The sequence below is a fragment of the Nonomuraea sp. NPDC049709 genome (assembly GCF_040674815.1).
Lineage (GTDB): Bacteria > Actinomycetota > Actinomycetes > Streptosporangiales > Streptosporangiaceae > Nonomuraea.
On record NZ_JBFANM010000005.1, the window covers coordinates 80,675 to 106,702 of the forward strand.

Consider the following 26,028-nt stretch of genomic DNA (forward strand, 5'->3'; position numbering starts at 1 on the left):
TGCCGACCGCCGTGGCGTGGGGGTTGCTGGGTGCGTGGGCGGTGCATGACGCCGAGGAGCTGGTGACCATGGCGCGGTGGACGCGGGCGGCCCGGCCCCGGCTGGAGGAGCGCTTCCCGGGCGTGCCGTGGGAGCGGCTGGAGGTGCCGCAGGCGCACGTGAACGTGGCGATCGGGCTACACGCCGGGCGTGGTGACCGCGCCCGTCGTCGTGATCCCGTACGCGGTGTGGGCGTGGCGGCGGCTGCGGCGGGCGGGGGTGCCGGTGCACGCCGGGCGTTCAGGGCTGGTGGCGCTCCCGCTCGTCCTGGCGGGCGTGCACGCACTGGCACACGCCCTCGTCAGGAGGCGCCCGACGCGCCCGACCACGCCAGGAGACGCGGGCAACGCTTCTGACCACGTCCGCGCCGCGCCCGCCCTCGTCAGGAGGCGCGGGCGCCGTTCCTGACCACGTGGGCGAACGCCTCCGCCACCGGGCGCCAGGTCGCGACCAGATCCCGTTCGGCGGCCTTGACCTCGGCGTTGAGCTCCTCGGCCGCGTCGAGGTCCGAGTCCGCCGTCCACGAGGCGAAGATCTCCGGCGTGGCCTCGGGGTGGAACTGCACCGCCCAGGCGGCCTCGCCGAGCCGGTAGGCCTGGTTGGCGTACTGGGAGCCGGTCATCAGCGGCACGGCGCCCTCGGGCAGACGCGTCATGGCGTCCTGGTGGTACTGGACGGCCACGGCCCGCCCGACGCCCGACAGCAGCCGGTCGGTGGCGGCGGCGGGCAGCGCGGTCACCTCGCGGGCGCCCACCTCCAGGCCGTTCGCGCCGCGCTCGACCGTGCCGCCGCAGGCCATGGTGAGCAGCTGCGCCCCCAGGCAGATGGCCAGCGTGGGGGTGGCGTCATCGACGGCCCGGCGCAGCAGGTCGCGGGTGGCGGGCTGCCAGGGGCTGCGCTCGTCCTCCCATGCGGCCGCCGCGCCACCCAGCACGATCAGCCCGTCCGCGGCCCGTACGGGGACCTCCTCCCCCAGGTACGGACGCACGACCTCGCAGGTCAGCCCGAGCCAGCCGACGAGGTAGCCGAGCCCGGCCTCGGCCTCATGTTCGATGACGGTAATGCGCATATACGCAATTATCAGGCCTGTTCCCCACATTTCGGCTCCCCCTAAGCTCCCTCCATGGATGTCGAATTCGATGAGGTCGGCGGGCAGCGGATCGCCACGTTCGGGACCGGGCCGCGCAAGATCATCGCAGTGCACGGGATCACGGCCTCGCTGATGGCCTGGGGCGCGGTGGGGCGGCGGCTGCCGGAGGGATGGTCGATGGTCGCGATGGACCTGCGCGGGCGCGGGCACAGCGCGTCCCTGCCGGGTCCGTACGGGCTGCCGCGGCACGCCGAGGACGTGCTGCGCGTGGCCGAGCACGTCGGGGCGGGGCCGGACGCGGTGCTGACGGGGCACTCGATGGGCGCGTACGTGGCGGCCCTGGTGGGCGCGCGGCGCGGCTTCGCCCGGGTCGTGCTGGTGGACGGCGGGCTCCCGCTGCCCCCGCTGCCCGAGGGCATGGACGCGGACGCGGCGACGGAGGCCACGCTGGGGCCGGCGCTGGCGCGGCTGCGGCAGACCTACCCCTCAGCCGAGGCCTACGTCGAGTTCTTCCAGGCCCATCCGGCCTTCGCCGGCCGCTGGAACGCCGACGTGGAGGCGTACGTGCGCTACGACCTGACCGGCCCCGAGGGCGCGCTGCGGTCGCGAGCCGTCGGGGAGGCGGTGCTGGAGGACGGGCGGTGGCTGCGCCTGGAGCCGGCGCGGATCGCGGCCGCGCTGGAGGCGATCACCTCGCCGCTGCTCCTGCTCAGGGCGCCGCGCGGGCTGCTCGACCAGGAGACCGGCCTGCTGCCCGACGACCTGGCCCGGCCCTGGGCCGCCCGGCTGCCCGGGCTGCGGGACGAGGTGGTGCCGGACTGCAACCACTACACGATCCTGTTCGACGAGCGCTGCGTGGCCACCGTCGTGGACCGCCTCACCTCGCCGGGCTGACCGGCGGGCGGAAAGACGAAGGCCCCCGAGGGTCTCGGGGGCCTCGCGCGTGACCGGTTCTAGCGTGGAGCGATCCAGGTGGCGCGGGCGGCGGCCACGAGCGTGCCGTCCGCCTCGTAGATGGCGCTCTGGCCGTACATCTTGCGGCCGTCGCGGCCGGTCGGGCGGGCCACCACGGAGTAGCGTCCGCCGGGGACGACCGTGCCGTGGATCTGCACGGCCAGCCGGCCGAGCAGGGCGCTCTCGCCCGGGCCGAAGTGGGCCCAGCCGGTGATGCAGTCGAGCACCGCTCCCACGATCGAGGCGGGCACGCCGTCCTCGCCGGCCACGGTGAACGGCACCCGCCAGCCCGCGGCCACCAGGTCCGTGCCCTCCACCGGGCCCGGGAAGATGCGCAGGCCGTCACCGGGCTCGCGCAGGCCGCACGCGAAGCACTCGGCGAACGGGTGGGCCTTCAGGCCGGCGAACCCCGCCTCGGCGCGGGCCGCGTCGTTGAACGGCACGAACCCCGGCCCCTCCAGGTCCTCGGCCACCGGGATGGCCTCGACCAGCAGCTGGTCGCCGTGGAAGAGGGACACGGAGTTGGCCATGTGCTCCAGCCGCAGCTCCGTCTCCAGAGGCGAAGGGGCGTGCAGCGTGACCTCGACGGCTGATCGACCACCGTTCAGAGCCTCCGCCATGGTCCCAGCGATCCAGCCGCCGTTGGCGACACCCACGGGCCCCCGGAAACGCTCGGGAACGGTCAACACGGTCTGCAGGGCAGCCGTCGTCATGCCACACCCTCCTATATCGCCACACAAGGCGAGAAGTCCGGAAATATCATAAAGAGAAGGCCGATTTTACTGGACTCCCGGTTTGCCAAGATGCTGGGGGTCCTGTGGCGGCCACTCCGTACCACTCCACAACGCCTCGAAGGGGCCCGAAACTTCCCCACCCCGGGTACGACGACGCTACGCATCGGACATCGCACGGATGTGACTCGGGGGTCAGAAGCAACGAAAATCGGCCTCACTCCGAACCGCTCCGGGAGTGAGGCCGATCAAGGCGCTGCCTGTACCTTAACGGGGTTCTCCCGCTCCTCGCGACCAATCGCCTGATTCAGAACGTGACGGGGGGCACTCCGGACGGCGGGGCCCGTGCCGCACACTGTCCGCATGGACCGGCTGACCTCCTGGGAGCGGCGCACCAGCCTCGCGCTCCTCCTCATCGGCTTTGGCTTCTTACTCGGCTGGGCAGTCCCCGTGGTCGTCCCCGGCCTGTCCGCCCCCGCCCGCGAGGCGTTCTGGTACCTCCAGGTCGTCACATGGGCCCTGTTCACCGCCGATTACCTCATCCGCGTCGCCCTGGCCCCGCGCCGCCTGCGCTTCGTCATCAGGAACATCCCCGCCCTCCTGGTCGTCCTCCTCCCCCTCCTGCGCCCGCTCTGGCTGCTGCGCGCGCTGCTCCTGCTGCACGTCATCGCCGAGCGCGTGCAGCTCCCGCTGCGCCTGCGCGCCGTCGTGTACGTCAGCGGCACCGCCCTCTTCCTCTCCGTCGTCGGCAGCATCGCCGTCCTCGACGTGGAACGCGGCAATCCGGACGGGAACATCAAGACGATCGGCGACGCCATGTGGTGGTCGCTCACCACGATGACGACGGTCGGGTACGGCGACCGCTTCCCCGTCACCTCGGAAGGGCGGCTGGTGGCCGCGGGGCTGATGCTCGCCGGGATCGCCCTGCTGGGCGTCATCACAGCGGCCATCGCCTCCTGGTTCGTCGAGCGGTTCGAGCGCACGGCGGCCCTGGAGCGCCGTACGGAGGCCGAACTGTCCGAGATCGTCGCCGAGCTCACCGAGTTGCGCAAGGCCGTGGCGGAGCTCGCCGCGCTGCGCACGGCCGTGGGAGAGCTGACGGCACGGCTGGCCCCTTAGCGCGGCCGGCCCTCAGGGATGCGCTTTCCGTCCGGGGGTGCGCACCTTGGCCCGGCCTCGGAGAGGCTGGTAAGAGCGCGGCCTATGCTTGCGCAAGCAGGGACAAGACGGCGGATCATGCGGGGGTGGGCCTGTGCAGGGTGCGAGGTTGCGTTATCCGCCGGGGTCCCTGGTCATCCTGACCGGGCTCCCGGGCGCGGGCAAGACCACCCTGCTCGAACGCCTGTACGGCCTGCACGGCGCGGAGAGCCTGCCCGTCGTCGCGGGGACGGCCGTGGTGATCGACTCGTCGCAGTCCAGGCGGCACTGGCAGGGCAGGCTGACCTGGGCCCCGTACCCGGTGCGCCGCGCCGTGGTGTTCGTCACCCACGTGACCCGCATCCGGCAGGCCCTGACCCAGGGGCATGCGGTCGTCGCGCACAACCGGGGCTGCGCCCCGTACGTGCTGCGCGGCTTCGCCTGGCTGGCGCGCCGGCACAACGCGAGCTTCCACCTGCTCCTGCTGGACGCGCCGGCGGACGCGGCGCTGGCCGGGCAGCTGGCCAGGGGCCGGGTGGTGGCGCCCAGGACGTTCGCGCGCCACCAGCGCAGGTGGGAGAGCCTCCTGACGCGGGTCAAGGGCGGCGACCCGGCTCCGGCGATGGGCGCGCGCATCGTGGACCGCGCCGAGGCGGGCCTGCTCGAAGCCATCGTTTTCGATCCCGCCCGGGGTGTCGATCCGGGCCCGCGCCGTTCGTTCAGGAGGTGAGAGACTCACGGAAGGAAGGCTCATGAAGCAGTACGTGCTCACCATGTTCCAGCCTGACGGCCCGCCGCCGGGGCCGGAGATCCTGGACCCCGTCATGCGGGACCTGTACGCCCTCGAGGAGGAGATGAAGGCGGCCGGCGCGTGGGTCTTCTCCGGCGCGCTGCGACCGGCGGAGGAGGCCGCCGTGGTGCGGCTGCGCGAGGGCGAGGTGCTGGCCACCGACGGCCCGTACACCGAGGGCAAGGAGCACATCGGCGGCTTCACCATCATCCGGGCGCCCGACCTGGACGCCGCGCTCGAATGGGCCCGCAGGATGGCCAGGGCGGTGGCCCTGCTCCCGATCGAGGTCCGCGAGTTCCACGGCTGACGGCACAGGGGGCCTCGCCGGCGGCGAGGCCCCCTGTCAGCCGGAACGGCTCAGAGCACGGGCAGGTAGCGGCCGAGCTCGAACTCGGTGACGTGGCGCCGGTATTCGCGCCACTCCGACCGCTTGTTGCGCAGGAAGAAGTCGAAGACGTGCTCGCCCAGCGTCTCGGCCACCAGCTCGCTGCGCTCCATGACCTCGATGGCGTCGTTGAGCGAGCCGGGCAGCGGCTGGATGCCGAGGGCGCGCCGCTCGGCGCTGGTCAGCGTCCAGACGTTGTCCTCGGCCGCGGCCGGCAGCTCGTAGCTCTCCTCGATGCCCTTCAGCCCGGCCGCCAGGATCAGCGCGAAGGCCAGGTAGGGGTTGCACGCCGAGTCGAGCGAGCGGAACTCGATGCGCGTGGAGCCGCCCTTGTGCGGTTTGTACATCGGCACCCGGACCAGCGCGGAGCGGTTGTTGTGGCCCCAGCACACGTAGGAGGGCGCCTCGCCGCCCTGGCCGGCGATGGCCTCGGCGCCGCCCCAGAGCCGCTTGTAGGAGTTGACCCACTGGTTGGTGATGGCGGTGATCTCGGCGGCGTGCTTGAGCAGCCCGGCGATGAACGAGCGCCCGATCTTGGACAGCCGGTAGTCGGAGCCGGCCTCGTAGAAGGCGTTGCGGTCGCCCTCGAACAGCGACATGTGGGTGTGCATGCCGGAGCCCGGGTGCTCGGTGAACGGCTTGGGCATGAACGAGGCCCAGATGCCCTGCTCCAGCGCGACCTCCTTCATGACCAGGCGGAAGGTCATGATGTTGTCGGCCGTGGTGAGCGCGTCGGCGTAGCGCAGGTCGATCTCCTGCTGGCCGGGCGCGCCCTCGTGGTGGCTGAACTCGACCGAGATGCCCATCGACTCCAGCATCATGATCGCCTGGCGGCGGAAGTCGTGGCCGGAGCTGTGCGGGGTGTGGTCGAAGTAGCCGCCGGAGTCGATCGGCTCGGGCCGCTCGCCGGGCTCGGGCCGGTTCTTCAGCAGGAAGAACTCGATCTCGGGGTGGGTGTAGAACGTGAAGCCCATGTCGGCGCACTTGGCGAGCGTGCGCTTGAGCACCCAGCGCGGGTCGGCGTGGGACGGCGACCCGTCGGGCATGAGGATGTCGCAGAAGATGCGCGCCGCGCCCGGCGTCTCGCTGCGCCAGGGCAGAATCTGGAACGAGGCCGGGTCGGGCTTGGCGAGCATGTCCGACTCGTAGACGCGGGCGAAGCCCTCGATCGCCGAACCGTCGAACCCGATGCCTTCGGCGAAGGCCCCTTCGAGCTCTGCGGGCGCGATGGCCACGGACTTGAGGAAGCCGAGCACGTCAGTGAACCACAGCCGGATGAACCGGATGTCGCGTTCCTCGAGCGTGCGGAGCACGAACTCCTGCTGGCGGTCCACAGCATCCCCTCGTTAGACAGACAGTACAGGCTAAATACCAGCATGCCGTGTCCGTGTTTCGCACACGTTACGGGGGGTGCCGGTGCGAGCCTCGCTGACAAAGGGCCCGCCCCGACTTACTGTGATCACGCAGTCAGTCTCGGGGGAGGCATTGGTGGCTATCGACCTGCTCAATCACAAGCTCGATCGGGCGTTCGACCACATCGACGCGAGCGGCAACGGCGTCGTCGAGCGTGAGGACCTGCTGGGGCTGGGCGCCCGCATCCTGGTGGGCTTCGGGGAGTCCCCCACCTCGGTCACCGGAGCGAGTCTCGTGGACAGCTTCGACGGCATCTGGTCCACCCTGTCGGAGGCGCTCGAACGCGACGGCGACTCCGGCATCGCGCGCCCGGACTTCCGGAGGGGGATGACGGCGGCGTTCGTCAAGGGCGACCGTTACGACCCGGTGTTCCGGCCGGCCACGGTGGCGGTGGCGGAGCTGTGCGACGGCGACGACGACGGGGAGATCGGGCCGGGCGAGTTCCGGACGATGTTGTGCGCGTTCGGGGTGGCCTACGACGACGTGGACGAGGCGTTCGACCGGCTGGACCGGGCGGGCAGGGGCGCGCTGACCGTGGACGAGCTGGTCCTGGCCGCCGCCGACTTCTACCGCAGCGACGACCCCAACGCCGCGGGCAACTGGCTTTTCGGACCCCTGTGAAGGTCCCGGTGAAGGTCCCAGTGAAGATGCCGGTGAAGACCCCAGTGAAGAGCTCGATGAAGAGCCCAGCGAAAAACCCGGTGAAAGGCCCAGTGAGAGGCCCAGTGATAGGCGCTGCGAGCAGCACCACGACGACCACCGTGCTGGCCACGGTGCGCACCGCCCTGCGCTCGGCCCTGTCGTCCCTGCTGCCGCTGCCGCGCAGGGGCGGCTCGGCCGCCCTGGCGCTGCTGCCGCTCACCGAGACGGTGCCCGCGATGGCGGCGCCGTGCCGGATGCACCCGGCCGTCTACGCGATCGAGGCCGCGGTCATCGACTGGGCCAGGAGGACCGGCCTGCGGGCCGATCCCGGCGTCGGCTACCACCGCATGGCGGGGCGGGCGTTCGCCGAGTTCGACGCGGCCGCGGCGGCGCTGTTCGCGCAGTGGCTGACCTGGCTGTTCCACCTGGACGACGAGCTGGACGAGCGGTCGGGCCCGCTGGACATCTTCCACGGCATGCTCAAGGGCTCGGCGCGCCACCCGCTGGAGGCGGCCTTCGCCGACCTGTGGCGGGTGACGAGCGTGCGGATGAGCGACCGGTGGCGGGCCAGGTTCGCGGTCGGGCTGCAGAGCCAGTACGACGCCTGCCGCACCGAGGCCGACAACCGGGCGGCGGGGCGGATGCCGACGCTGGAGGAGTACCCGGCGCTGCGCAGGGGCACGGTGGGGCCCTACCTGTACGACCTGGTCGAGCCGTGCCTGCGGGTGGAGGTGCCGGCCTGGGTGCACGAGTCGGAGCCCTGGCAGCTGCTGGTGAACGCCTGCAGCGACGTGACCGCCTGGTGCAACGACGTGGCCTCGCGGCCCAAGGAGCGCGGCGACGTGCACAACTTCGTGGTGCTGGCGATGCGCCAGCTCGGGCTGAGCGAGCGCGAGGCGACGGCCTGGGTGCTGGAGCGGATCGCCGGGCGCTGCCAGGACATGCGCAAGGCCGCCAGGCGGCTGCCGCTGGACGACCTGGAGCCGAAGACGGCCCGGGACGTCAGCAAGGTCGCCTGCGCGTACCTGGCGGCGCCGCGCGCCCACCTGGACTGGCTGCTGGAGTCCAAGCGCTACGCCTGAAAGGTGGGCCTGAGACGTGACGGCCGGAGCCGCGGGCGCTACGCCGGAGCGCCCGCGAGCATGTCCCCGGCGGGGGTGCGGCGGTAGACGACCTGCTTGCCGACCCGCATCCCCACCGCGAGCCCGCCGCCGCTGAGCACGCCCAGGTGCTGGCTGACCGCGCCGGGCGTGAGCGCCATGCGGGTGGCCAGCGCCGAGGTGGTGGCGGGCTCGGCGAGCGCGAGCAGGATCTGCGCCCGGCTCCTGCCGATCAGCGCGGCGAGCGCGCCGGGGGCGGGCGGCGGGCCCTGCTCCCACAGCGTGCCGACGCCCCGCACGGGGTAGACGAGCATCGACTGGTACGGCGCCGACATCACGGCCACGGCCGGCCAGTAGAACGCGCTCGGCACGAGCACGAGCCCGTCGCCGTGCAGCCCGCCTGTAGCGCACCAGGGCCGGTCGATGAGCAGCCGCTCCCCGGTCCACACCACGGCGGGGTCGAGGGCGGCGAACAGCTCGCGCGCCCCGCCCTGGGCGAGCTGCCGCGACCGGAGCAGCACGTCCCGTTCGAGCAGCGCGTACACGCGGGGCCAGAACTCGGCGAAGCACTCCCGCCAGTACGCCTCCAGCGCGTCCGCGACCCTGGCCACGCCGGCCGCCGGGTCGGCCATGAACCGCTCGATCACCGCCGGGTCCGTGCCCCGCACCAGCGCGGCCTCCTGCCGTGCCCGCCCGGGGTCGGTGCCCCTGACCCGGTCGAGCTCGGCGGCGAAGTCGGGCAGGGGCGTGTCGGGCGGCGGGGTGATGAAGTCGGCCAGGTAGCCGGCCGGTGGCACGAGGGCGAACACCTCGGCCAGGTCGAGCCCGGCCAGCCGGGGGCGTACGGCCTTGATCCAGGGCAGGTGGATCGACTGCCTGGCCGGCTGCTGGAGGGTGCGCAGGCTGGCCACCAGCTCCCACATCGGCGAGAACGCGAACCTGATGCGCGCCACGTCCTCCGGCCTCAGCACCCACGTGACAGACATGCTTTTAGTGTGCGCTAAATCGTTCGCGCCGACAAAACGGAGATCTCACGCTTGTCGCGTGTCGAGCACAACTGTCGAGAAGCCACCCTTCCTGCCACCCTTCCTGCAGTCGAAGGTCGGCGGGCTGCCCCGCCCGTTCTGGGCGCTGTGGGGCGGCACCCTGGTGAACCGCCTGGGCACCATGGTCATGCCGTTCACCGGCGTCTACCTGACCCAGAGCCGCGGCCTGTCGGTCAGCACCGCGGGCCTGGTGATGGGCGCGTTCGGGGCGGGCTCGCTGCTGTCGCAGTTCATCGCGGGCGTGCTCACGGACCGGATCGGGCGGCGGGCCACGCTGTCCGGCGGCATGCTGGCCACGGCCGCGGCCATGCTGGCGCTGGGCTACAGCACCTCGCTGCCGGCGATCCTGGCCTCGATGTTCGTGCTCGGCCTGGTGATCGACATCTACCGGCCGGCCTCGAACGCGCTGGTCGCCGACCTGGTCTCGCCCGAGGAGCGGCCCCGGGCGTACGGGCTGCTGTTCTGGGGGATCAACCTCGGCTACGCGGTCGGCATGACGGCCGGCGGGTGGCTGGCCGGGCTCGGGTTCGTCTGGCTGTTCTGGATCGACGCGCTGTCGAGCGTGGTCTTCGCCGTGCTGGTGTGGCGGGCGGTGCCCGAGACCAGGCCGGCGGGCCGGCAGTCCGCGGGCGGTTTCGGGATGGTGCTGCGCGACCGGGTCATGGTCGGGTTCACGCTGGTCGCGCTGGGCAACGCGCTGGTCTACTCGCAGACGATGACCATGCTGCCGGTGGCGATGACCGGCGTGGTGAAGCTGTCGCCCGGAGAGTACGGGCTGGCCATGGCGCTGAACGGGGTGCTGATCGTCGTCGTGCAGCCGCTCGTGTCGGGCTGGCTGGGGCGCCGGGACCCGGCCCGTACGTTCGCGCTGGGGCTGGCCGTGATGGGGGCCGGGTTCGCGATGACCGCGTTCGTCACGAACACGCTCGGGCTGACGGCCACGATCGCGGTGTGGACGGCGGGAGAGATCATCACGGCGGGCATCCCCGGCGCCGTCGTGGCCGCGCTGGCCCCGGCCGAGCTGCGGGGGCGCTACTCGGGGCTGTTCGGGTTCGCGTGGTCGCTGGCGGCGGTGCTGGCGCCGCTGATCGGCGGGCCCCTGCTGGAGCTGGGCACGCGGCCGCTGTGGTTCACGATCGGCGCGGTCGGGGCGGCCTCGGCGATCGGCATGCTCCTGCTCGGCCCCGCCATCAGACGCCGCGATCCGGCGCGCCGCTCCGACCCTCTTGAGCAGGCATGACGCCGCGTTGAGAAAATTTTGATCGGACGGCGACAGGCGCCCGATAATTTCCACCCAGCCATGGGGTGGGAAGGACGGGTGGGATGCGCCGCGCAGGTCTGGCGCGAGGCGTGGCGATCGGCATGGCCACGCTCGCCGTCGTGTTCGAGCTCACCGACATCTGGGTGACGGCCCAGCTGCCGCAACCCTCGTGGACGCCGCTGCCCTTCGCGCCGGAGGACATGGCGGGCACCGCGTTCCCGGTCTTCGGCGCGATCCTCGTCCACAGCAGGCCGCGGCTGGTGATCGGCTGGCTGCTGTGCGCGGGCGGGCTGAGCGCCGCGGCCAACATCCTGTCCGCGAACCTGGTACACCTCGTGTACGGCCACCCCGCCGCCGGCTGGCCGGTCGTCAACCTCTCGTGGCACGTCCTGCAGCTCACCCTCGGCGTGCTGCTCCCGCTCCTCTACCCGGTCGGCCGGCTGCTGTCCAGGCGCTGGCGCGGGGTGATCGTGCTGGCCGTCCTGGGCATGGCGCTCGACTGGGGCGCCGTGCTGAGCGGGCAGAAAACGTTTCGGGAGCCGGCCCACCTGATGGTGTCGGCAGCCATGGCGCTGGCGTTCGTCTCGCTCGTGGTGCGGTTCAGGCGGGGGGACGCGGTCGAGCGGCGGCAGCTGCTGTGGCTGCTGGTGACGCTGCCCGGGCTGCTGATCCCGTGGATGCTGGGCGACCCGGTCTGGTGGGTGGCGACGCTGTTCATCCCGTTGATCCCGGCGGCGATCGCGGTGGCGGTGCTGCGCTACCGGCTCTTCGGCATCGACACGCTGATCACCAGGGCGCTGATCGGCACCGGGCTGGCGATCGTGACCACCGGCGTGTACGTGGCGGTGAGCACCGCCTCCAGCCTGTTCCTGGCCGAGGTGGACCGGGTCGCGGGGATCGCGGCGGCGGTGTTCGCGGGGGCGGCCTTCCAGCCGATGCGCCGCGGCATGCAGCGCGGCGTGGACCGGCTCCTGTACGGCAGCACCGGCGTCCCCGCCGCGCTGGCCGGCCGGCTGCGGCACCGGCTGCAGCACGCCGACCCCGTGCACGGGCTGCTGGCGACGCTGGACGTGCTGCGCGAGGGCCTGTCGGTGACCGGCGTGGCGGTCGAGCTCGACGGCACCACGACCACCTCGGGCTCCCTGGACGCGCCGGCCCGGATGATCCCGTGTGGCACGGGGAGCCGGTCGGGCTGCTGCTGGTCGGGCCGACGGACCGGCGCAGGTTCGCGGCGGCGCACGACGAGCGGGTGATCGCGACGCTCACGCCGTACATCGCCGACGCGGCGCACGCCGTGCGCCTGACGGCCGCGCTCCAGCGCTCCCGCGAGCGGATCCTGACCGCGCGCGAGGAGGAGCGGCGGCGGCTGCGCCGCGACCTGCACGACGGGCTCGGCCAGTCGCTGACCGGCATGGCCATGTCGATCAACACGGCGCGGCTGGCCATGCGCAACGCGCCGGAGCGCGCCGAGCGGCTGCTGGCCGACCTGCGGGCCGGCATGGACGCGGTGAGCGGCGACATCAGGCAGCTCGTGTACGGCCTGCGCCCGCCCGCCCTCGACGAGCTGGGCCTGGCGGGGGCGGTGGAGGAGCTGGCCGGCATGCCGGTCGAGGTCTGCGGCGACCTCGGCGGGCTGCCCGCGGCGGTCGAGGTGGCCGCGTACCGGATCGTCCAGGAGGCCCTCACGAACGCCCGCAAGCACTCCGGCGCCACCCGGATCGCGATCGCGCTGCAACGCGAGACCTGCCTGCGGGTGACCATCACCGACGACGGCGCCGGGATCCCCCCGGACGCGCGGGCGGGCGTCGGGCTGACCTCGATGCGCGAGCGCGCCGCCGAGCTGGGCGGCACCTGCGTGGTACGGGAGGCCGAAGGAGGGGGCACCCTTGTCGAGGCGGAGCTGCCGCTGTGAAATTTCGCCATATACCCGAGCTGCTTCTTCCCTCTACAGTTACGCCTGACATGCTGACCTTCACCGCGCTCGGACCGTTCCAAGCCTGGGCCGACGGCGCCCCACTCGACCTCGGCGGCCAGCGGCAGCGGGCGGTGCTCGCGCGCCTGCTCGTCGCCGGCGGCCGCGCCGTGCCCGTGAACACGCTCATCGACGAGCTCTGGCCGGGCAGCCCGCCCGCCCAGGCCCTGTCCACGATCCAGGGCTACGTCTCCCGCCTGCGCCGCGCGCTCGAACCCGGCCGCGCGCCCCGCGAGGAGGCCGGCGTGCTGGTCTCCGCGCCGCCGGGGTACGCCCTGCGGGCCCGCACCGATCAGGTCGACGCCTGGCACTTCGAGAGCCTGGTGAAGTCCGACGGCGGGCCGGCGCAGGTGTGGGCGGCCATGGAGACCGCGCTCGGGCTGTGGCGGGGGCCGGCGCTGGCCGAGTTCGAGGAGCTGAGCTGGGCCGCGACCGAGGCGGGCCGGCTGGAGGAGCTGCGGCTGATCGCCGTCGAGCGGCGCGCCGACGCCGGGCTCGCGCTGGGCCGGGCGACGTCGCTGGTGGCGGACCTGGAGGCGCACGCGACGGCGTACCCGCTGCGGGAGGAGGCCTGGCGGCTGCTGGCGCTCGCGCTCTACCGGATGGGCCGCCAGGGCGACGCGCTGGCGGCGCTGCGCAGGGCGCGCGCCGTGTGGCGCGACGAGCTGGGACTGGACCTGTCGGCCGGGCTCAGGCGCCTGGAGGGCGACATGCTGGCCCAGCGCCTGGAGGAGCCCGCGCCCCCGCCCGTGCCCGGGGCTGCCGACCGGGGCGTGCTGCGCGTGCTGGTGGCCGATGACCAGGCCCTCGTGCGCGCCGGGCTGCGGGCCATGCTGGCGAGCGAGGACGGGGTGGCCCTGGCGGGCGAGGCGGCCAACGGCGAGGAGGCGATCGCGGGCGTCCGCGACACCCGGCCGGACGTGGTGCTGCTCGACATCCAGATGCCGCGCCTGGACGGGCTGGCCGCCGCCCGCCGGATCCTGGCCGGCGAACGGCCGCCGAAGGTCGTGATGATGACCACGTTCGGCAGCGACGAGAACCTGTACGCGGCACTGCGGGCCGGGGTCAGCGGGTTCGTGCTGAAGACGTCGCCCCCGGAGCAGTTCCTGGCCGCGATCAGGGCCGCGGCTGCCGGGGACGCGCTCATCGACCCCGCGGTCACCACGCGGCTGATCTCGGCGTTCGCCGGGCGTACCGACCCCGACTCGCCCCCGGCGCTGGCCGGGCTCTCCGACGAGCGGCTGGACGTGCTCAAGCTCGTCGCGCGCGGCCTGACCAACCGCCAGATCGGGCAGACGCTGTCGCTGCCCGAGGAGGAGGTGAGCCTCATGGTCAAGTCGCTGCTGGAGCACCTCGGGCTGTTCGACCGGGCGCAGCTGGTGATGGCCGCGTACGAGTCGGGGCTGGTCACTCCCGGCGGGAAATGATCTGCTTTTCGTCGCTTTGACGATAAAAATCGTCCCGTACTAGGCTGTTCACGTGGCACAACTGCGCATTGCCCTGGCCCAGACGAACCCGACCGTAGGCGACCTGAGCGCCAACGCGGACCAGCTGGTCGCGTGGACCCGCGACGCCGCCGAGCGCGACGCTCACCTGGTGGTCTTCACCGAGATGTTCCTCACCGGCTACCCGGTCGAGGACCTGGTGCTGCGGACGTCCTTCGTGGACGCCAGCATCAGGACTTTGGCGGAAGTCGCGCGCAGGCTGGTCCAGGAGGGCCTGGGCGACCTGCCGGTGGTGGTCGGCTACGTCGACCGCGCCGGGCTGGCGCCGCGGGTCGGGCAGCCGAAGGGCGCCCCGCTGGACGCCGCCGCGCTGCTCTACCGAGGCGAGGTGGTCACCCGCACGGCCAAGCACCACCTGCCGAACTACGGGGTGTTCGACGAATACCGCTATTTCGTCCGCGGTGACCGGCTGCCGGTCTTCCGGCTGCACGGGGTGGACGTGGCGATCGCGGTGTGCGAGGACCTCTGGCAGGAGGGCGGTCCCGTCTCCGTCGTGGGGCAGGCGGGGGCCGGGCTGCTGGTGGTGCCGAACGCCTCCCCGTACGAGAAGGAGAAGGACGACGTACGGCTGGAGCTGTGCGCGCGGCGCGCCCGGGAGGCCGGGTGCGCCCTCGTCTACGTCAACCAGGTCGGCGGGCAGGACGAGCTGGTCTTCGACGGCGACTCGATCGTGGTGGACGGCACGGGCGAGCTGGTGGCGCGGGCCGGCCAGTTCAAGGAGGAGCTCCTGGTCGTGGACCTGGACGGCCTGCCGGTCGCGGGCTCCGAGCCGGGCACGTACCCGTACGACGCGGGCGACGGCTCCACGATCACGGTCGAGCGCCTGGTGCTGTCGGAGGACCCGGTCGCGCCCTACCCGCCCGTGCCCGCCCCGATCGCGGAGCGGCTGGACCTGCACGGGGAGGTCTACTCGGCGCTGGTGCTCGCGGTGCGCGACTACGTGGCCAAGAACGGCTTCCAGTCGGTCATCCTGGGCCTTTCCGGCGGGATCGACTCGGCCCTGACCGCCACGATCGCCTCCGACGCCATCGGCCCCTCGCGCGTCAACGTGGTGCTCATGCCTTCCCGCTACTCCTCCGACCACTCGCTGGCCGACGCCGAGGAGCTGGTGCGGCGGCAGGGTGTCTCCTCGCGGGTGGCGCCGATCGCCGACATCGTCGACGCGTTCGAGAAGGAGATCGAGCTGTCGGGCCTGGCCGCCGAGAACCTCCAGGCCAGGGTGCGCGGCATGATCCTCATGGGGCTGTCCAACGAGCACGGCCACCTGGTGCTGACGACCGGCAACAAGAGCGAGCTGGCCACCGGCTACTCCACCCTCTACGGCGACTCGGCGGGCGGCTTCGCCCCGATCAAGGACGTGCCGAAGACGATGGTGTGGGAGCTGTCCCGGTGGCGCAACGCCCACTCGGACCCCGGGTTCCTGCTCCAGGCCGAGCGGCCGATCCCGGAGAACTCGATCGTGAAGGAGCCGAGCGCCGAGCTGCGGCCGGACCAGCGCGACACCGACTCGCTGCCGCCGTACGAGGTGCTGGACCGGCTGCTGGACGACTACGTGGAGAAGGACATGGGCTCGCAGGAGCTCATCGCGGCCGGCCATGACCCAGCGCTGGTGACGCGGGTGATCCGCCTGGTGGACCTGGCCGAGTACAAGCGGCGCCAGTATCCCCCGGGCCCCAAGATCACCCCGAAGAACTTCGGCCGCGACCGCCGCCTGCCCATCACCAACCGCTGGCGCGAGACCACCACCTGACCCGCCCCTCCCCGCTCCAGCGGCCCCGGGCGGTCAGTGTGCGGCGGCGAGGGCGAGCGACGCGCCCGCCAGCGCCAGGAACCCTCCGGGGAAGACGATGTTGCCGAACACCCGGGCGCGGACGTGCACGGCGACCGCGCCCAGGAAGAACAGCACCAGCCCCGTCGCGGCCGCGAGCCCCAGGATCCGGACGCCCAGGAGACCGAGCACGAGCCCGGCCGCCCCGGCGGCCTTCAGCGCGCCCAGCCACGGGACCCAGGACGGTGCGACGCCCACCTGGCCCGCGTTGGCGAGAACGGCCCTCGCGCCCGCGAAGTCGGCGATCGCCGCCGCGGCGTTGGCCACGATCGTGACGGCGGTGACCACCACATACGCGGTGAACATACGAACGACCTCCGTTCGATCCGGTGTTCCCTCACCAGCCTTACCGAGTGGCACCCTGGCGTCCAATACCTGCATCTATAACCTGATGGCATGGATGTGGACACGCGGTTGCTGCGCTACTTCATCGCCGTGGCGGAGGAAGGCGGGCTCACCCGCGCCGCCCAGCGGCTTTACGTGTCGCAACCGGCTCTCACCAAGCAGATCAAGCAGCTGGAGGCCCAGCTCGGGGTGCTGCTCTTCACCCGGTCGCGGACCGGGATGGCCCTCACCGAGCCGGGCCGGGCGCTGGCCGAGCGGGCCCCCGAGCTGCTGGCCGTCTGGAACCGGGCACTGCGCGAGACCCGGCACGCGGCCGACCGCGCGGCCCGCGTGCTGCGGGTCGGCTTCCTGGCCAGCGCCGCCAACGAGGCCACCCAGGAGATCGTGGCCGCGTTCGCGCGCCGCCGGCCGGGCTGGCGGGCCGACATGCGCCAGGCGTCGTGGTCCAACCCGACCGCCGGACTCGCCGACGGGGACGTCGATGTCGCCCTGCTCCGCGTACCCTTCCCCGGGCAGGACGGCCTGCGGGTGGAGGTGCTGTTCAGCGAGCCCCGCTGGATCGCCCTGCCCTCGTCGCACCCGCTCGCCACGCGGGACCTGATCCCCTTCAGCGAGCTGTGGGACGAGCCGTTCGTCGCGGCTCCGGAGGAGACGGGCCCGTGGCGGGACTTCTGGGTGGGCGCGGACGAGCGCGACGGCCGTCCTGTGCGCATCGGGGCCGTGGCCGCCCAGCCGGACGAATGGCTCAGCGCGATCGCCAACGGGTACGGCGTCGCCCTGGCGCCCGAGTCCGCCGCCCGCTTCTACGCGCGGCCCGGCGTCACGTACCGGCCGGTGAGCGGCATCAGCCCGACCCGGGTCGGCGTCGCCTGGGACCCGGCCGACGACGCCGACCCGATCGTCCAGGACTTCGTCCGCTGCTGCCTCGACAGCCGGATCTCCGCCGACCCCTCTGGCGAAACGCGTAACCAGTAGGTTACACTTTCCGGGTGGACGAGGTGGCGGGTGCGATCGCCGATCCGGTGCGGCGGCAGATCCTGGTGCTGCTCAGGAACGGGCGGCTGTCCGCCGGCGAGGTCGCCGAGCGCTTCGCGATCAGCCGGCCCGCCGTGAGCCGTCACCTGCGGGTGCTCAGGCAGAGCGGGCTGGTGCGCGCGGAGCTCGTCGGCAGGCAGCGCTTCTACACGCTCGACCCGGGGCCGTTCACCGAGCTCATCGCGTGGCTCACCCCGTTCGTCCGGCCCTCCGGGTGGGAGCACCGCCTCGACGCGCTGGAAACAGAGGTCTACCGGACCCGCCGCGAGCGCCGTGACGCCGCCGCGGACAGCAGGAAGGAAGGCACCGCATGAGTCTCATCCCCACAGGCAGGTTGTTCCGTACGGACGGGGGCAGCGACCTCGTCCTCACCCGGACCTTCCGCGCGCCCGCCGAGGACGTGTGGGCCAGCCTCACCGAGCCCGAGCGCACGGCCCGCTGGTTCGGGCCCTGGGAGGGCGACGCGGGGCCCGGGCGAACGATCAAGGTGCAGCTGCTCTTCGAGGAGCAGACGCCCTGGTACGACATGCGCATCGACGCCTGCGACCCGCCGCGCCGGCTGGCGGTGTCGTCGCTGGACGAGCACGGGGCCTGGCACCTCGAGCTGCTGCTGTCGGAGGCGGGCGGCACGACGGAGCTGCGCTTCGTCCAGCACCTCGAAACAGAGGACGGCCTCGGCGAGATCGGCCCCGGCTGGGAGTACTACCTGGACCTGCTCGTGGCCTCCCGCGACGGCTCCCCCACGCCGGACTTCGACGACTACTACCCCTCGATGAAGGCGTACTTCACCGGCCTGACCGCCCAGGACGACCCCGACAGGGCATGACGAAACGGGCGGCGCGGATGCGACGAACGCATCCGTGCCCCACTCCCGCCCGCACCCGTGCTCCACTCAGGCCGGCACCCGTGCCACGCTCCCGCCGGCACCCGTGCCCCACTCCCGCCGGCACCCGCTCCGCGACGTAGGCGAGCATCGCGACCGGGCAGGCACCGTAGCCGGCGGGCGTCCCGACCGGTGGCGTTCCGACCGGCGGGCATCCAGATCAGCGGGCGGAAGATTGTCGGTGGCGGCTGGCACAGTTGGCGCGTGGCCCAACCCCTGAAAGAAATGATCAACGCCCGGTCCGTGTCGGTGCTGGCCGACGGGCTGGCCGCCGCCTGGGCGCCGTTCCCGCGGGACCGCTTCACCGCGCAGGCCCTGGGCGGGCTCGACGGGCTCGAGCTGAAGGCCCGCGTCGCCCACGTCGCCGCGGCCCTGCACGACGCGCTGCCCCTGCCCTACCCGCAGGCGGCCGAGCTGGTGCGCGAGTGCGCCTCGCCGGCGGCGTTGGACATGTGGAGCGGCTGGCCGGCCACCGAGCACACGGCCGTGCACGGGCTCGACCACCTGCACGCGGCGATGGACACGCTGGCCGTGCTCACGCCGTACGCGACGGGCGAGTTCGCCGTGCGCCCCTTCCTGGAGCGCCACCGCGACGACGCCCTCAAGATCATGTACGGCTGGGCGGAGTCACCCGACGAGCACCTGCGCCGGCTGGCCTCCGAGGGTTCGCGCCCCCGGCTGCCGTGGGCCGGACGGGTGGGCTGGCTGATGGCGCCGGGCCCGACGCTGCCCCTGCTCGACCGGCTGCGCGACGACCCGAGCGAATACGTCCGCCGCTCGGTCGCCAACCACGTCAACGACCTGGCCAAAGACCATCCCGAGGTCGTGGTCGAGCTGCTGGCGCGGTGGCGCTCCGCCGGCGGCTCACACGTGGAGAAGGTGCTGCGCCACGCCGTGCGCGGGCTGCTGCGCTCCGGCCATCCGGAGGCGCTGACGCTGGTGGGCGCCACACCGGGCAGCGGCTCGGTCGACGCGCTGGCCCTGGAGTGCGACGTCGTGGCGGTGGGCGGCAAGCTGGCCTTCACGGTCACGGTGACGGCGGGGGCGGCGGGGCCGGTGCTGCTGAAATACGCGATCCGGCGGGCGGGCTCGCGCCGCGTGTTCCACCTGGGCCAGCGGGAGGCGGGCGGGGTCGGGGAGACGTTCACCGTACGCAAGAGCCATTCCTTCCGCCCGGTCACGACCCGCGACGAGCCGCCTGGCGCCAGGGAGCTCGATGTGATCGTCAACGGCAGGGTGGCCGCGAGCATCCCGTTCACCCTGGTGCCCGAGGGGGCAGCTTCGTGACGGCGAGGTGACCCCGTGGTTGAGGCGACGCCGTGTGCCCCCGGCGACTCCGTGCCCCGGGAGACTCCGTGCCCCGTGAGGCTCCGTGACCCGGGCGGCTTGTTACCTGGGAGGCTCGTGACCCGGGAAGCTCCTGACCCGGGAGGCTTGTTACCCGGGAGGCTTGTTTACTCGGGAGGCTCGTGACCCGAGACGGCGCCGCAACCCCAGGCGGCGACGCCGTGAGTCCTCACAGGGAGGCGAAACCGTGATTCTGGAAGGCGGGGAAGCGTGATGGCAGGCGGGAGGCGGCGTCATCAGTCCTGACCGAGGCGGAGGCGGAGACGTGACAGAGGCAACCCGGGCCCTCCGGGACATCGACCTGCTCCAGGTAGAGCTGGGCGTCATCTGGCGCCTCGACGACCGTGGCCGCCTGCCCGGACCGGAGGACGTGGTGATCGGCGTGGCGGCCGACGGCCTGATCGCGGCCGTGGCCGACTCCGTGTCCGACACCCTCGCCGGGCGGCTGCTCGACCTCACCGCGGAAGGCACCCCGTCCCCCTTCGGCACGCCGCCGGACGTGCTCGAGGGCTGCCGGGCACTCCTGGGCGGGGAACGAGTGGCGGTGTCCGGCGGGCCGAGCTACCTGGTGAGGCCACCGGTGCGGTTCGACGTACCGGTGCGTGTGCTCAGGTCGGATGAGCCCGCGCACGTCCGGCTCGTACGCCCGTTACGGCCCGGCAACTGGGCACCCGGGGAGTGGGAGTCGCTCTGCGACGGCGGCGAAGGCGCACCCTGGGCGATGATCGTCGAGGACGGGCAGGTGGCCGCGATCTGCCATACGGCCCGCTTGACCCCGGCCGGGGCCGAGGCGGGCACCTGGACGTCCCCCCTGTACCGAGGCCGCGGATACGCCGCCGCGACCACCGCCACCTGGGCCGACCTCCTACCGGACCTCCAGCTGTTCTACAGCACGAGCGCGGACAACCGCTCCTCACGGCGGGTTGCCGAGCGCCTCGGGCTGCGCGCACTCGGCTGGCTCTGGAAACTCACCACCTGAACACCCGCCCCCGCCCACACCGACGACGCTCAGCTTCCTCGCGCGCCCTGTCCTTGAAGGCCACACGCCCCCGTGCGTCTGGGGGACGCTTAGGAGCCGGCGAGCTCACGGGCCCGACTGACGCACCGGGCAGACCGATGCACGGGCCCGACTGACGAACGGGGCAGACCGACGCACGGGGCGCACTGCTCAGGGGGCGGGGGCGGTGCCTGCGTGGAGGATTTCCCGCTCCCATCGTTCGCGTGGCTGGGTGTGCAGCCGCCAGTAGTGCTCGGCGATGTCGTCCGGGTCGAAGTCCGTGCCCGGCGCGACCGGCCCGGCGACGGTGACGCTGGCCACGTGGACGCTGGACGGCCCGTACTCCTCGTCCAGCATCGTCACCAGCGTCCGCACGCCCGCCTTGCCGAGGGAGAGGCTGACGTAACGTGCCTTGGGTTCCGGCATGCCGCCGGTGACGATGAACGTACCGCTGCCGCGCCGCGCCATCGCGGGCGCCACGTGCGCGGCGGCGACGAGCGCGCCCACCACGTTGACCGCCCACGCGTCGAGCTGCGCACGCGCGCTCACCGCCCACGGCGAGTCCGGGCGGATGATCGCGGCGTTGTAGACCACGACGTCCGGCGTGCCCAGCTCGCCCGCCGCCGCGTCGAGCGCGGCGCGCAGCTCGTCCTCGTCGGCGCAGTCGGCCCGGTACGAGAGCGCCCCCTCCAGGTCCAGGTCGTTGCCTGTACGCGAGACGAGGGCCACCGGCAGGCCCTCCTTCGCGAACCGGCGGGCGACGGACCGGCCGATTCCCGGACCCGCCCCGATGATCACCGCTCCCGGCATCATCAGCTCCTTCACGTTGTTGCGAGTGACAGTCGGACGGTAGGGCGTCACATCGATGTGAAGGTCAAGGGAGCGTATGAAAATCGGTGATCTGGCCCACGAGACCGGGGTGAGCAGGCGACTGCTGCGCTACTACGAGGAGCAGGGGTTGCTGCGGCCCCGGCGGCTGCCCAACGGCTATCGCGAGTACGGTGACGCGGACGTGGCCGCCGTGCGCCACATCCGTACGATGCTCGCCGCCGGCCTGCCCACCGCCGTCATCGCGCGGCTGCTGCACTGCGTGCACGACGACGGCGAGCGCATGGTGCCGACCGCCTGCCCCGGCATGGTCAGCAACCTGCGGCGGGAACGCCGGCGCATCGCCGAGACGATCGAGCAGCTCCAGGTCTCGCAGCAGGCGCTCGACACGATGCTCGCCACCATCCTGGAACAGCGCTGACACCCGACCAACCCACCACCGTTGGACGTGCCCACGCGGCCACGAGGATCTCCGGCGAACGTCCCCCGCGACCACCAGGCCTCTGGCGGCGGACGTCCCCACACGGCCATCGGGACCTCTGGGGCGGACGTCCCAGCATGTCCAACCGGAGGACAGCCTCGTGCGCCCCGGGAGGACGCCGGCCACGCGCCGCCGGGTAAGCGCCCCGGAGATCAGCCCGGAGATCGGCCGGGGTCAGGGCCGTAGGTCGGTTCTCGCCTGGCCGGTGGCCGGGTCCTGCGGGACGGACCGGTGCTGGTGGATCATCAGCCACGCGCCGTCCCGCCGCTGGAACACCCTCGTCGCGCGCGACCAGCTCTCCTCCGACCCGTCGACGCGGACCAGGTCGAGCCCCCACGCCACCGCCAGATCCTCCCGGACCATGACCTTCAGCTCGGGAACGTCCAGGGTGACGCCGGCGTCGCCGCCCGCGTCGAGGCCGCGGGCGCAGAAGTCGCGCACCGCGTCCACGCCCACGTACCGGAGGGGCGCCTCCTGCTCGTACGACACCACGTCGCCGGCGATGGTCGCCATCATGCCGTCGAGGTCGTGGGCGGCGGTGCACTCGTACCACCGCTCGTACACCTGCCGCACCTCCTGCTCGGCCGCCCCCGTGTCCGTGATCGGGAAGGAGTGGTGCTCGTGGGCCACGACCCACTGCCCGCCCTCCTTGCGCAGGCCGAACGTCAGCCGCAACCGTCGTGAGAGGTCATCAGCGGAGGTGCCGCAGCGCAGCAGCGCGTACGCGAAGGCGACGTCGGCCCCCGCCGTGACCTCCAGCGACTCGATCTCGAACAACGCCCCCTGCGCCTGCCACTGCAAGAACGGCGGCCAGGTCTTCCGGTACGCCTCGATGCCCCGGACCCCCTCCTGGGGCGGCGGCACGTCGTACATGACGATGTCGTCGGCGTGCCCGGCGACGACCCCGGCCAGGTCGCACGCGTGCACGGCCTCGGCCCAGCGCTCGATCAGGGTACGGATCTGCTGCTCATCGGTGTTCATGGTGAGTTCCCTCCGGATCGGATCATCCCGTCGGGACTACAACCCGCCCCGATCCGGAAACTCATCGCGCCCCAGCAGAATCGGCAGCCCGAATTCCGCGAAATCCGCCGTCAGGAACGAGACCACCTCGGCGATCTCCGTACCGCGCAGGACGATCAGGTCCAGGCCGGTGGGCACGTAGCCGTCCCGTTCCTCGTCCCACATGTACGTCCCGAACGCCAGCTGCCCGTTCGCCCGCGCCGGCAGGAACCGCCACCGGTGCTTCAGCGGCGCCGCCAGCAGGAAGCCCCGGATGCCGGCACGGCCCCGGTACCAGGCGGTCAGCGGCGGCATCGAGTATTTCGCGTCCTCGGCCAGCATGGCCACGATGGCGTCGACGTCCCCGGCCTCCCAGGCGGACATGTAGCGCCGGGCGAGCTCCCGCTGGGCCGCCTCGCCGAGCGCGCGCAGGGTCTGCTGCTGGGTGGTCTCGGGGAGCAGCCCGGCCACCTCCTTGCGGGCGCGCTGCAGGGCGCTGTTGACCGCCGCGACCGTGGTGTCGAGCAGGTCGGCGACCTCGCGGGCGGCGTACCCGAGGACGTCGCGCAGCAGCAGGACGGCGCGCTGCACGGCCGACAGGTGCTGCAGCGCCGCCACGAACGCCAGCTCCACGCTCTCCCGCGCCAGCACCCGCGCCTCGGGCTCGAGTCCGGCCGTCCAGCCCATCAGCCGATCCGGGTACGGCTCCAGCCACGCCACCTCGGTGGCCGGCGCACCACCGGGGCTGAGATCGGTGGGCAGCTCGCGGCGGCCCCGGCGCTCGATGAGGGTCAGCGACCGGTTCGTCGCGATCTTGTAGAGCCACGCCCGGATCGCCCCCCGGTCCTCGAACCGCGCCAGACCCCGCCACGCCCGGTCCAGGGTCTCCTGCACGGCGTCCTCGGCATCGTGAACGGAGCCCAGCATCCGGTAGCAGTGGGCCCGCAACTCGTCCCGCAACGGCCCGACCAGGCGCCCGAACGCCTCCTCGTCCCCGCCCCGCGCCGCGGCCAGCAACTCCGCCACCCCCGCGCCGTCGTCCTCCTCAGCCCAGGCCCGCCCCATCACCCACCCCATCCGTGTCGCGTGCCAAGCTACCGCGCCACCCACCGCCCAGGCCGCGCCGCCCAGGCCGCGCCGCCCAGGCCGCGCCGCCCGGCCCCGCGGCGCACGCCCCCGGCCCGACCTCGCAGTGCCTGCTCAGGCCGGACGAGCACCACGCCGTCCCCGGTGGCAGCCGTTCCCGGGGGAGATCAAGCCGCACCACGCTCAGGGTCGCAGCGTTCCGAAGGGTTCGCCGGGCCGGACGGGGTCGCGGCGCAGGACGGCGATCAGGCGTCTCGGGGTTTCTGAGGCGTTTCGCTGAGACATCGTCCCGCTCGACGGAGAGGCGGTGCCGGATCTGAGACGATCGTGGTGCCATGACGGAGATGACACATTGCGTCTCGTGCGGCGGCGGCGCCGTGGCCCCCGACGGCCGCTGCTGGGACTGCGGTCACGCGCAACCCGCCTTCCGCGCCCATCTGGAGCTCACGGCGGCCGGTGGCGCCGCCGGGGTGAGCGATCGCGGCCTGCGCCGCGCGGTCAACGCGGACGCGATGGCCCTGACCAGAATGGGCGCATGGACGGTCGGCGTGGTCTGCGACGGGGTCTCCATGTCCCCCCGTTCCGAGCGCGCCGCCCAGGTGGCCGCCGAATCGGGCGCGGCCACGACGGCCGCACGCCTGCGTGCGGACGCCCTGCCGGAGACGGCGCTGACGGAGGGCGCACTCATGGCGGGCCGAGCGGTCGCCGCCCTGGCCGGGATCCGCACGGCCCACCCACCAACCGCCCCGGCCGCACCCGGGATGAGCGACGTGACCATCCCCACCGACCCGGTCACACGCCGGTCGACCAACGCGGTCACGCCCGCGAATGCGATCACCTGGCTCGCGGCGGCGGAGCTCGGGGCGCCCGCCTGCACGTACGTTGCGGGCGTCGCGGGTCCGGACGGCGTCTGGAGCTGCTGGGTCGGCGACAGTCGCGCGTACTGGCTGCCGGACGAGGGCGTCGGCATGGCGTTGACCGAGGACGACACCGGCGAGCACGAGGCGCTGTCCGCCTGGCTGGGCGCGGACGCCGGCGAACCGGAGCCGCGCATCCGCGGCTACCGTCCCTCGGGCCCGGGCCGCCTGCTGCTGTGCACCGACGGCCTCTGGCGCCACCTCCCCGGCCCGGACTCCCTGCGCGCCCACGCCGCCCCGGCGGGCGACCTCCTGAAGGCGGCGCGCGCACTCGTCGAGCACGCCATCGCCGCAGGCGGCCAGGACAACATCACCGCCCTGCTGATCCCCTTCCGGCCGGCGGGCGCGCCGCAACGCTCCCATCCCTGAGACAGATGTACGGCCCAGCCGATGCGGCGCCCGATCGAAACCCAGGCCCCGATCCCGAAGCCAGACGCCGACACCGATGCGGCCCCTGACCCGATCACGACACGGGTCAGGCCGGTTCACGGGGGCAGGCGGGCTGCGATGCCGTCGAGGATCAGGTCGAGGCCGAGCAGGAACTGGCGGTCGAAGTCCCCGTCGTCCACCTGCGAGTGCCGGGCGAGCTCGGCCTCCCGCTCGTTCAGGTGGCCCGCGACCCGGGCCCGGATCTCGGCGTCGGCCGCAGGGGTGCGGACGGTGGCCCACCAGATGTTCTCGGAGGCGACGAAGCCGTTGACGTAGGAGGACAGCGTCCCGACGGCGGCGGTGAGCTCGGGGCCGCTCAGGCCGGCGCGGGCGAGGGCGGAGTAGAACAGGCGGGAGCGGGCCAGCGCGTTCGGGCCGAGCAGGGGCCGGGTCGCGGTGAGTGCGGGGACCCAGGGGTGGCGGCGCATGACGGCCCGGCTCTGGGTGAGCTGCCCGGCCAGGGTGCCGCGCCACGGGCCCGGCTCGCGCGGCTCCTCGATCTCGCCGATCACCTCGTCCAGCGCGAGGTCCAGCACGTCTTCCTTGCTCCGTACGTACTCGTACAGCGACATCGTGCCGGCCCGCAGGCGTGCGGCGAGGGCCCGCATGGAGAACCCGGGCACGCCCTCGGCGTCGAGGAGGCCGACGGCGGCCTCGACGATGCGCTCACGCGACAAGCGCGGGCGGCGCGGACTCGCGTCCTCGCGTAACCAGATCGACTCCGGCATCCCCGACGTCCTTCCGTGCACTGTACGGAAAACCGTACGGCTAGCTTAGGCGGCCCCGAA

Annotated in this window: 28 protein-coding genes; 19 read left to right on the forward strand and 9 right to left on the reverse strand. The window is 72.9% G+C overall.

The genetic code is table 11. The features are described from left to right. Positions 1 to 189 precede the first annotated feature (189 nt). On the forward strand, positions 190 to 447 hold the full coding sequence (locus AB0J69_RS06575; RefSeq protein WP_364113879.1) for a hypothetical protein: 258 nt from the start codon (positions 190 to 192) through the stop codon (positions 445 to 447). Here the strand turns inward: AB0J69_RS06575 and AB0J69_RS06580 are convergent. Beyond that, positions 422 to 1,108, reverse strand: coding sequence for a type 1 glutamine amidotransferase (locus AB0J69_RS06580; RefSeq protein ID WP_364113573.1), 687 nt, complete (start codon positions 1,106 to 1,108; stop codon positions 422 to 424). The two genes, AB0J69_RS06575 and AB0J69_RS06580, sit on opposite strands and share 26 nt — an antisense overlap. Before the next feature lie 54 nt (positions 1,109 to 1,162). On the opposite strand from AB0J69_RS06580, the gene AB0J69_RS06585 reads away from it, so the two are divergent. Next, positions 1,163 to 2,023 (forward strand): alpha/beta hydrolase, encoded by an 861-nt coding sequence (locus tag AB0J69_RS06585; protein WP_364113575.1) that lies wholly within the window; start codon positions 1,163 to 1,165, stop codon positions 2,021 to 2,023. A 59-nt stretch (positions 2,024 to 2,082) separates the two neighbouring features. Here the strand turns inward: AB0J69_RS06585 and AB0J69_RS06590 are convergent, their stop codons facing one another. Beyond that, positions 2,083 to 2,796, reverse strand: coding sequence for a hypothetical protein (locus AB0J69_RS06590; protein ID WP_364113577.1), 714 nt, complete (start codon positions 2,794 to 2,796; stop codon positions 2,083 to 2,085). Positions 2,797 to 3,177: 381 nt separating this feature from the next. Between AB0J69_RS06590 and AB0J69_RS06595 the strand changes: the two genes are divergently transcribed. The 3 genes from AB0J69_RS06595 (at position 3,178) to AB0J69_RS06605 (ending at position 5,048) form a co-directional block, all read left to right on the forward strand. Further along, entirely contained in the window at positions 3,178 to 3,933 is a 756-nt protein-coding gene (locus AB0J69_RS06595; RefSeq protein ID WP_364113579.1) for an ion channel, read from the forward strand. Positions 3,934 to 4,081: 148 nt separating this feature from the next. After that, the gene (locus AB0J69_RS06600; protein WP_364113581.1) at positions 4,082 to 4,681 is read left to right on the forward strand and encodes an AAA family ATPase; all 600 of its coding nucleotides are present in this window, start codon (positions 4,082 to 4,084) and stop codon (positions 4,679 to 4,681) included. 22 nt (positions 4,682 to 4,703) lie between these two features. After that, positions 4,704 to 5,048 carry a YciI family protein gene (locus tag AB0J69_RS06605; protein WP_364113583.1) on the forward strand — a complete coding sequence of 115 codons (345 nt, stop codon included), beginning with the start codon at positions 4,704 to 4,706 and terminating at the stop codon, positions 5,046 to 5,048. A gap of 50 nt (positions 5,049 to 5,098) precedes the next feature. Here AB0J69_RS06605 and AB0J69_RS06610 read toward each other — a convergent pair whose 3' ends face one another. After that, positions 5,099 to 6,460 (reverse strand): glutamine synthetase family protein, encoded by a 1,362-nt coding sequence (locus tag AB0J69_RS06610; protein WP_364113585.1) that lies wholly within the window; start codon positions 6,458 to 6,460, stop codon positions 5,099 to 5,101. Between the two features lie 154 nt (positions 6,461 to 6,614). Between AB0J69_RS06610 and AB0J69_RS06615 the strand changes: the two genes are divergently transcribed. Together AB0J69_RS06615 and AB0J69_RS06620 are read left to right on the forward strand one after the other, a co-directional pair. After that, the gene (locus tag AB0J69_RS06615) at positions 6,615 to 7,160 is read left to right on the forward strand and encodes a hypothetical protein (RefSeq protein WP_364113587.1); all 546 of its coding nucleotides are present in this window, start codon (positions 6,615 to 6,617) and stop codon (positions 7,158 to 7,160) included. Between the two features lie 104 nt (positions 7,161 to 7,264). Then, complete coding sequence (locus AB0J69_RS06620; protein WP_364113589.1) at positions 7,265 to 8,263, forward strand: terpene synthase family protein; 999 nt, start codon at positions 7,265 to 7,267, stop codon at positions 8,261 to 8,263. Positions 8,264 to 8,301: 38 nt separating this feature from the next. Here AB0J69_RS06620 and AB0J69_RS06625 read toward each other — a convergent pair whose 3' ends face one another. Next, the gene (locus AB0J69_RS06625; protein WP_364113591.1) at positions 8,302 to 9,267 is read right to left on the reverse strand and encodes a DUF5937 family protein; all 966 of its coding nucleotides are present in this window, start codon (positions 9,265 to 9,267) and stop codon (positions 8,302 to 8,304) included. A gap of 58 nt (positions 9,268 to 9,325) precedes the next feature. Here AB0J69_RS06625 and AB0J69_RS06630 point away from each other — a divergent pair, with 58 nt between their 5' ends. The 5 genes from AB0J69_RS06630 to AB0J69_RS06650 all read left to right on the forward strand — a co-directional run bounded on the left by AB0J69_RS06630 (position 9,326) and on the right by AB0J69_RS06650 (position 15,815). Beyond that, positions 9,326 to 10,567, forward strand: coding sequence for an MFS transporter (locus AB0J69_RS06630; protein ID WP_364113593.1), 1,242 nt, complete (start codon positions 9,326 to 9,328; stop codon positions 10,565 to 10,567). Positions 10,568 to 10,650: 83 nt separating this feature from the next. Continuing rightward, positions 10,651 to 11,841: a hypothetical protein gene (locus AB0J69_RS06635; protein WP_364113595.1), complete on the forward strand. Its 1,191-nt coding sequence runs from the start codon at positions 10,651 to 10,653 to the stop codon at positions 11,839 to 11,841. Next, positions 11,757 to 12,500, forward strand: a complete 744-nt coding sequence (locus AB0J69_RS06640; protein WP_364113597.1) for a sensor histidine kinase — start codon at positions 11,757 to 11,759, stop codon at positions 12,498 to 12,500. Before AB0J69_RS06635 ends, AB0J69_RS06640 begins: the two co-directional genes overlap by 85 nt. 50 nt (positions 12,501 to 12,550) lie before the next feature. Further along, entirely contained in the window at positions 12,551 to 13,987 is a 1,437-nt protein-coding gene (locus AB0J69_RS06645; protein ID WP_364113599.1) for a BTAD domain-containing putative transcriptional regulator, read from the forward strand. A gap of 52 nt (positions 13,988 to 14,039) precedes the next feature. Further along, complete coding sequence (locus tag AB0J69_RS06650) at positions 14,040 to 15,815, forward strand: NAD+ synthase (protein ID WP_364113601.1); 1,776 nt, start codon at positions 14,040 to 14,042, stop codon at positions 15,813 to 15,815. 33 nt (positions 15,816 to 15,848) lie between these two features. Here the strand turns inward: AB0J69_RS06650 and AB0J69_RS06655 are convergent, their stop codons facing one another. Further along, on the reverse strand, positions 15,849 to 16,199 hold the full coding sequence (locus AB0J69_RS06655; RefSeq protein WP_364113603.1) for a DoxX family protein: 351 nt from the start codon (positions 16,197 to 16,199) through the stop codon (positions 15,849 to 15,851). A 90-nt stretch (positions 16,200 to 16,289) separates the two neighbouring features. On the opposite strand from AB0J69_RS06655, the gene AB0J69_RS06660 reads away from it, so the two are divergent. The 5 genes from AB0J69_RS06660 to AB0J69_RS06680 all read left to right on the forward strand — a co-directional run bounded on the left by AB0J69_RS06660 (position 16,290) and on the right by AB0J69_RS06680 (position 20,482). Continuing rightward, the gene (locus AB0J69_RS06660; RefSeq protein WP_364113605.1) at positions 16,290 to 17,213 is read left to right on the forward strand and encodes a LysR family transcriptional regulator; all 924 of its coding nucleotides are present in this window, start codon (positions 16,290 to 16,292) and stop codon (positions 17,211 to 17,213) included. Between the two features lie 14 nt (positions 17,214 to 17,227). After that, positions 17,228 to 17,587 (forward strand): metalloregulator ArsR/SmtB family transcription factor, encoded by a 360-nt coding sequence (locus tag AB0J69_RS06665; protein WP_364113607.1) that lies wholly within the window; start codon positions 17,228 to 17,230, stop codon positions 17,585 to 17,587. After that, positions 17,584 to 18,099, forward strand: a complete 516-nt coding sequence (locus AB0J69_RS06670) for an SRPBCC family protein (RefSeq protein WP_364113609.1) — start codon at positions 17,584 to 17,586, stop codon at positions 18,097 to 18,099. Before AB0J69_RS06665 ends, AB0J69_RS06670 begins: the two co-directional genes overlap by 4 nt. 261 nt (positions 18,100 to 18,360) lie before the next feature. Continuing rightward, positions 18,361 to 19,443 (forward strand): DNA alkylation repair protein, encoded by a 1,083-nt coding sequence (locus AB0J69_RS06675; protein ID WP_364113611.1) that lies wholly within the window; start codon positions 18,361 to 18,363, stop codon positions 19,441 to 19,443. Positions 19,444 to 19,768: 325 nt separating this feature from the next. Continuing rightward, positions 19,769 to 20,482, forward strand: coding sequence for a GNAT family N-acetyltransferase (locus AB0J69_RS06680; RefSeq protein ID WP_364113613.1), 714 nt, complete (start codon positions 19,769 to 19,771; stop codon positions 20,480 to 20,482). Positions 20,483 to 20,671: 189 nt separating this feature from the next. Here the strand turns inward: AB0J69_RS06680 and AB0J69_RS06685 are convergent, their stop codons facing one another. Then, a complete protein-coding gene (locus AB0J69_RS06685; protein ID WP_364113615.1) occupies positions 20,672 to 21,325 on the reverse strand; it encodes an SDR family NAD(P)-dependent oxidoreductase in 654 nt (217 codons plus the stop codon). Between the two features lie 61 nt (positions 21,326 to 21,386). Between AB0J69_RS06685 and AB0J69_RS06690 the strand changes: the two genes are divergently transcribed. Further along, positions 21,387 to 21,749, forward strand: a complete 363-nt coding sequence (locus tag AB0J69_RS06690; RefSeq protein ID WP_364113617.1) for a MerR family transcriptional regulator — start codon at positions 21,387 to 21,389, stop codon at positions 21,747 to 21,749. 234 nt (positions 21,750 to 21,983) lie between these two features. Here the strand turns inward: AB0J69_RS06690 and AB0J69_RS06695 are convergent, their stop codons facing one another. Further along, on the reverse strand, positions 21,984 to 22,790 hold the full coding sequence (locus AB0J69_RS06695) for a nuclear transport factor 2 family protein (protein WP_364113619.1): 807 nt from the start codon (positions 22,788 to 22,790) through the stop codon (positions 21,984 to 21,986). Between the two features lie 36 nt (positions 22,791 to 22,826). Further along, a complete protein-coding gene (locus AB0J69_RS06700) occupies positions 22,827 to 23,873 on the reverse strand; it encodes a sigma-70 family RNA polymerase sigma factor (protein WP_364113621.1) in 1,047 nt (348 codons plus the stop codon). 356 nt (positions 23,874 to 24,229) lie between these two features. Between AB0J69_RS06700 and AB0J69_RS06705 the strand changes: the two genes are divergently transcribed. Then, complete coding sequence (locus AB0J69_RS06705) at positions 24,230 to 25,180, forward strand: protein phosphatase 2C domain-containing protein (protein WP_364113623.1); 951 nt, start codon at positions 24,230 to 24,232, stop codon at positions 25,178 to 25,180. A 116-nt stretch (positions 25,181 to 25,296) separates the two neighbouring features. Here AB0J69_RS06705 and AB0J69_RS06710 read toward each other — a convergent pair whose 3' ends face one another. Next, complete coding sequence (locus AB0J69_RS06710; protein ID WP_364113625.1) at positions 25,297 to 25,968, reverse strand: TetR/AcrR family transcriptional regulator; 672 nt, start codon at positions 25,966 to 25,968, stop codon at positions 25,297 to 25,299. Positions 25,969 to 26,028 lie beyond the last annotated feature (60 nt).

Bases quoted from the DNA above. Each gene is read 5' to 3' on its own strand.
- AB0J69_RS06580 (WP_364113573.1), bottom strand. From the start codon at position 1,108: ATGCGCATTACCGTCATCGAACATGAGGCCGAGGCCGGGCTCGGCTAC.
- AB0J69_RS06585 (WP_364113575.1), top strand. From the start codon at position 1,163: ATGGATGTCGAATTCGATGAGGTCGGCGGGCAGCGGATCGCCACGTTC.
- AB0J69_RS06590 (WP_364113577.1), bottom strand. From the start codon at position 2,796: ATGACGACGGCTGCCCTGCAGACCGTGTTGACCGTTCCCGAGCGTTTC.
- AB0J69_RS06595 (WP_364113579.1), top strand. From the start codon at position 3,178: ATGGACCGGCTGACCTCCTGGGAGCGGCGCACCAGCCTCGCGCTCCTC.
- AB0J69_RS06605 (WP_364113583.1), top strand. From the start codon at position 4,704: ATGAAGCAGTACGTGCTCACCATGTTCCAGCCTGACGGCCCGCCGCCG.
- AB0J69_RS06625 (WP_364113591.1), bottom strand. From the start codon at position 9,267: ATGTCTGTCACGTGGGTGCTGAGGCCGGAGGACGTGGCGCGCATCAGG.
- AB0J69_RS06635 (WP_364113595.1), top strand. From the start codon at position 10,651: ATGCGCCGCGCAGGTCTGGCGCGAGGCGTGGCGATCGGCATGGCCACG.
- AB0J69_RS06645 (WP_364113599.1), top strand. From the start codon at position 12,551: ATGCTGACCTTCACCGCGCTCGGACCGTTCCAAGCCTGGGCCGACGGC.
- AB0J69_RS06655 (WP_364113603.1), bottom strand. From the start codon at position 16,199: ATGTTCACCGCGTATGTGGTGGTCACCGCCGTCACGATCGTGGCCAAC.
- AB0J69_RS06660 (WP_364113605.1), top strand. From the start codon at position 16,290: ATGGATGTGGACACGCGGTTGCTGCGCTACTTCATCGCCGTGGCGGAG.
- AB0J69_RS06670 (WP_364113609.1), top strand. From the start codon at position 17,584: ATGAGTCTCATCCCCACAGGCAGGTTGTTCCGTACGGACGGGGGCAGC.
- AB0J69_RS06690 (WP_364113617.1), top strand. From the start codon at position 21,387: ATGAAAATCGGTGATCTGGCCCACGAGACCGGGGTGAGCAGGCGACTG.
- AB0J69_RS06695 (WP_364113619.1), bottom strand. From the start codon at position 22,790: ATGAACACCGATGAGCAGCAGATCCGTACCCTGATCGAGCGCTGGGCC.
- AB0J69_RS06700 (WP_364113621.1), bottom strand. From the start codon at position 23,873: ATGGGGCGGGCCTGGGCTGAGGAGGACGACGGCGCGGGGGTGGCGGAG.
- AB0J69_RS06705 (WP_364113623.1), top strand. From the start codon at position 24,230: ATGACGGAGATGACACATTGCGTCTCGTGCGGCGGCGGCGCCGTGGCC.
- AB0J69_RS06710 (WP_364113625.1), bottom strand. From the start codon at position 25,968: ATGCCGGAGTCGATCTGGTTACGCGAGGACGCGAGTCCGCGCCGCCCG.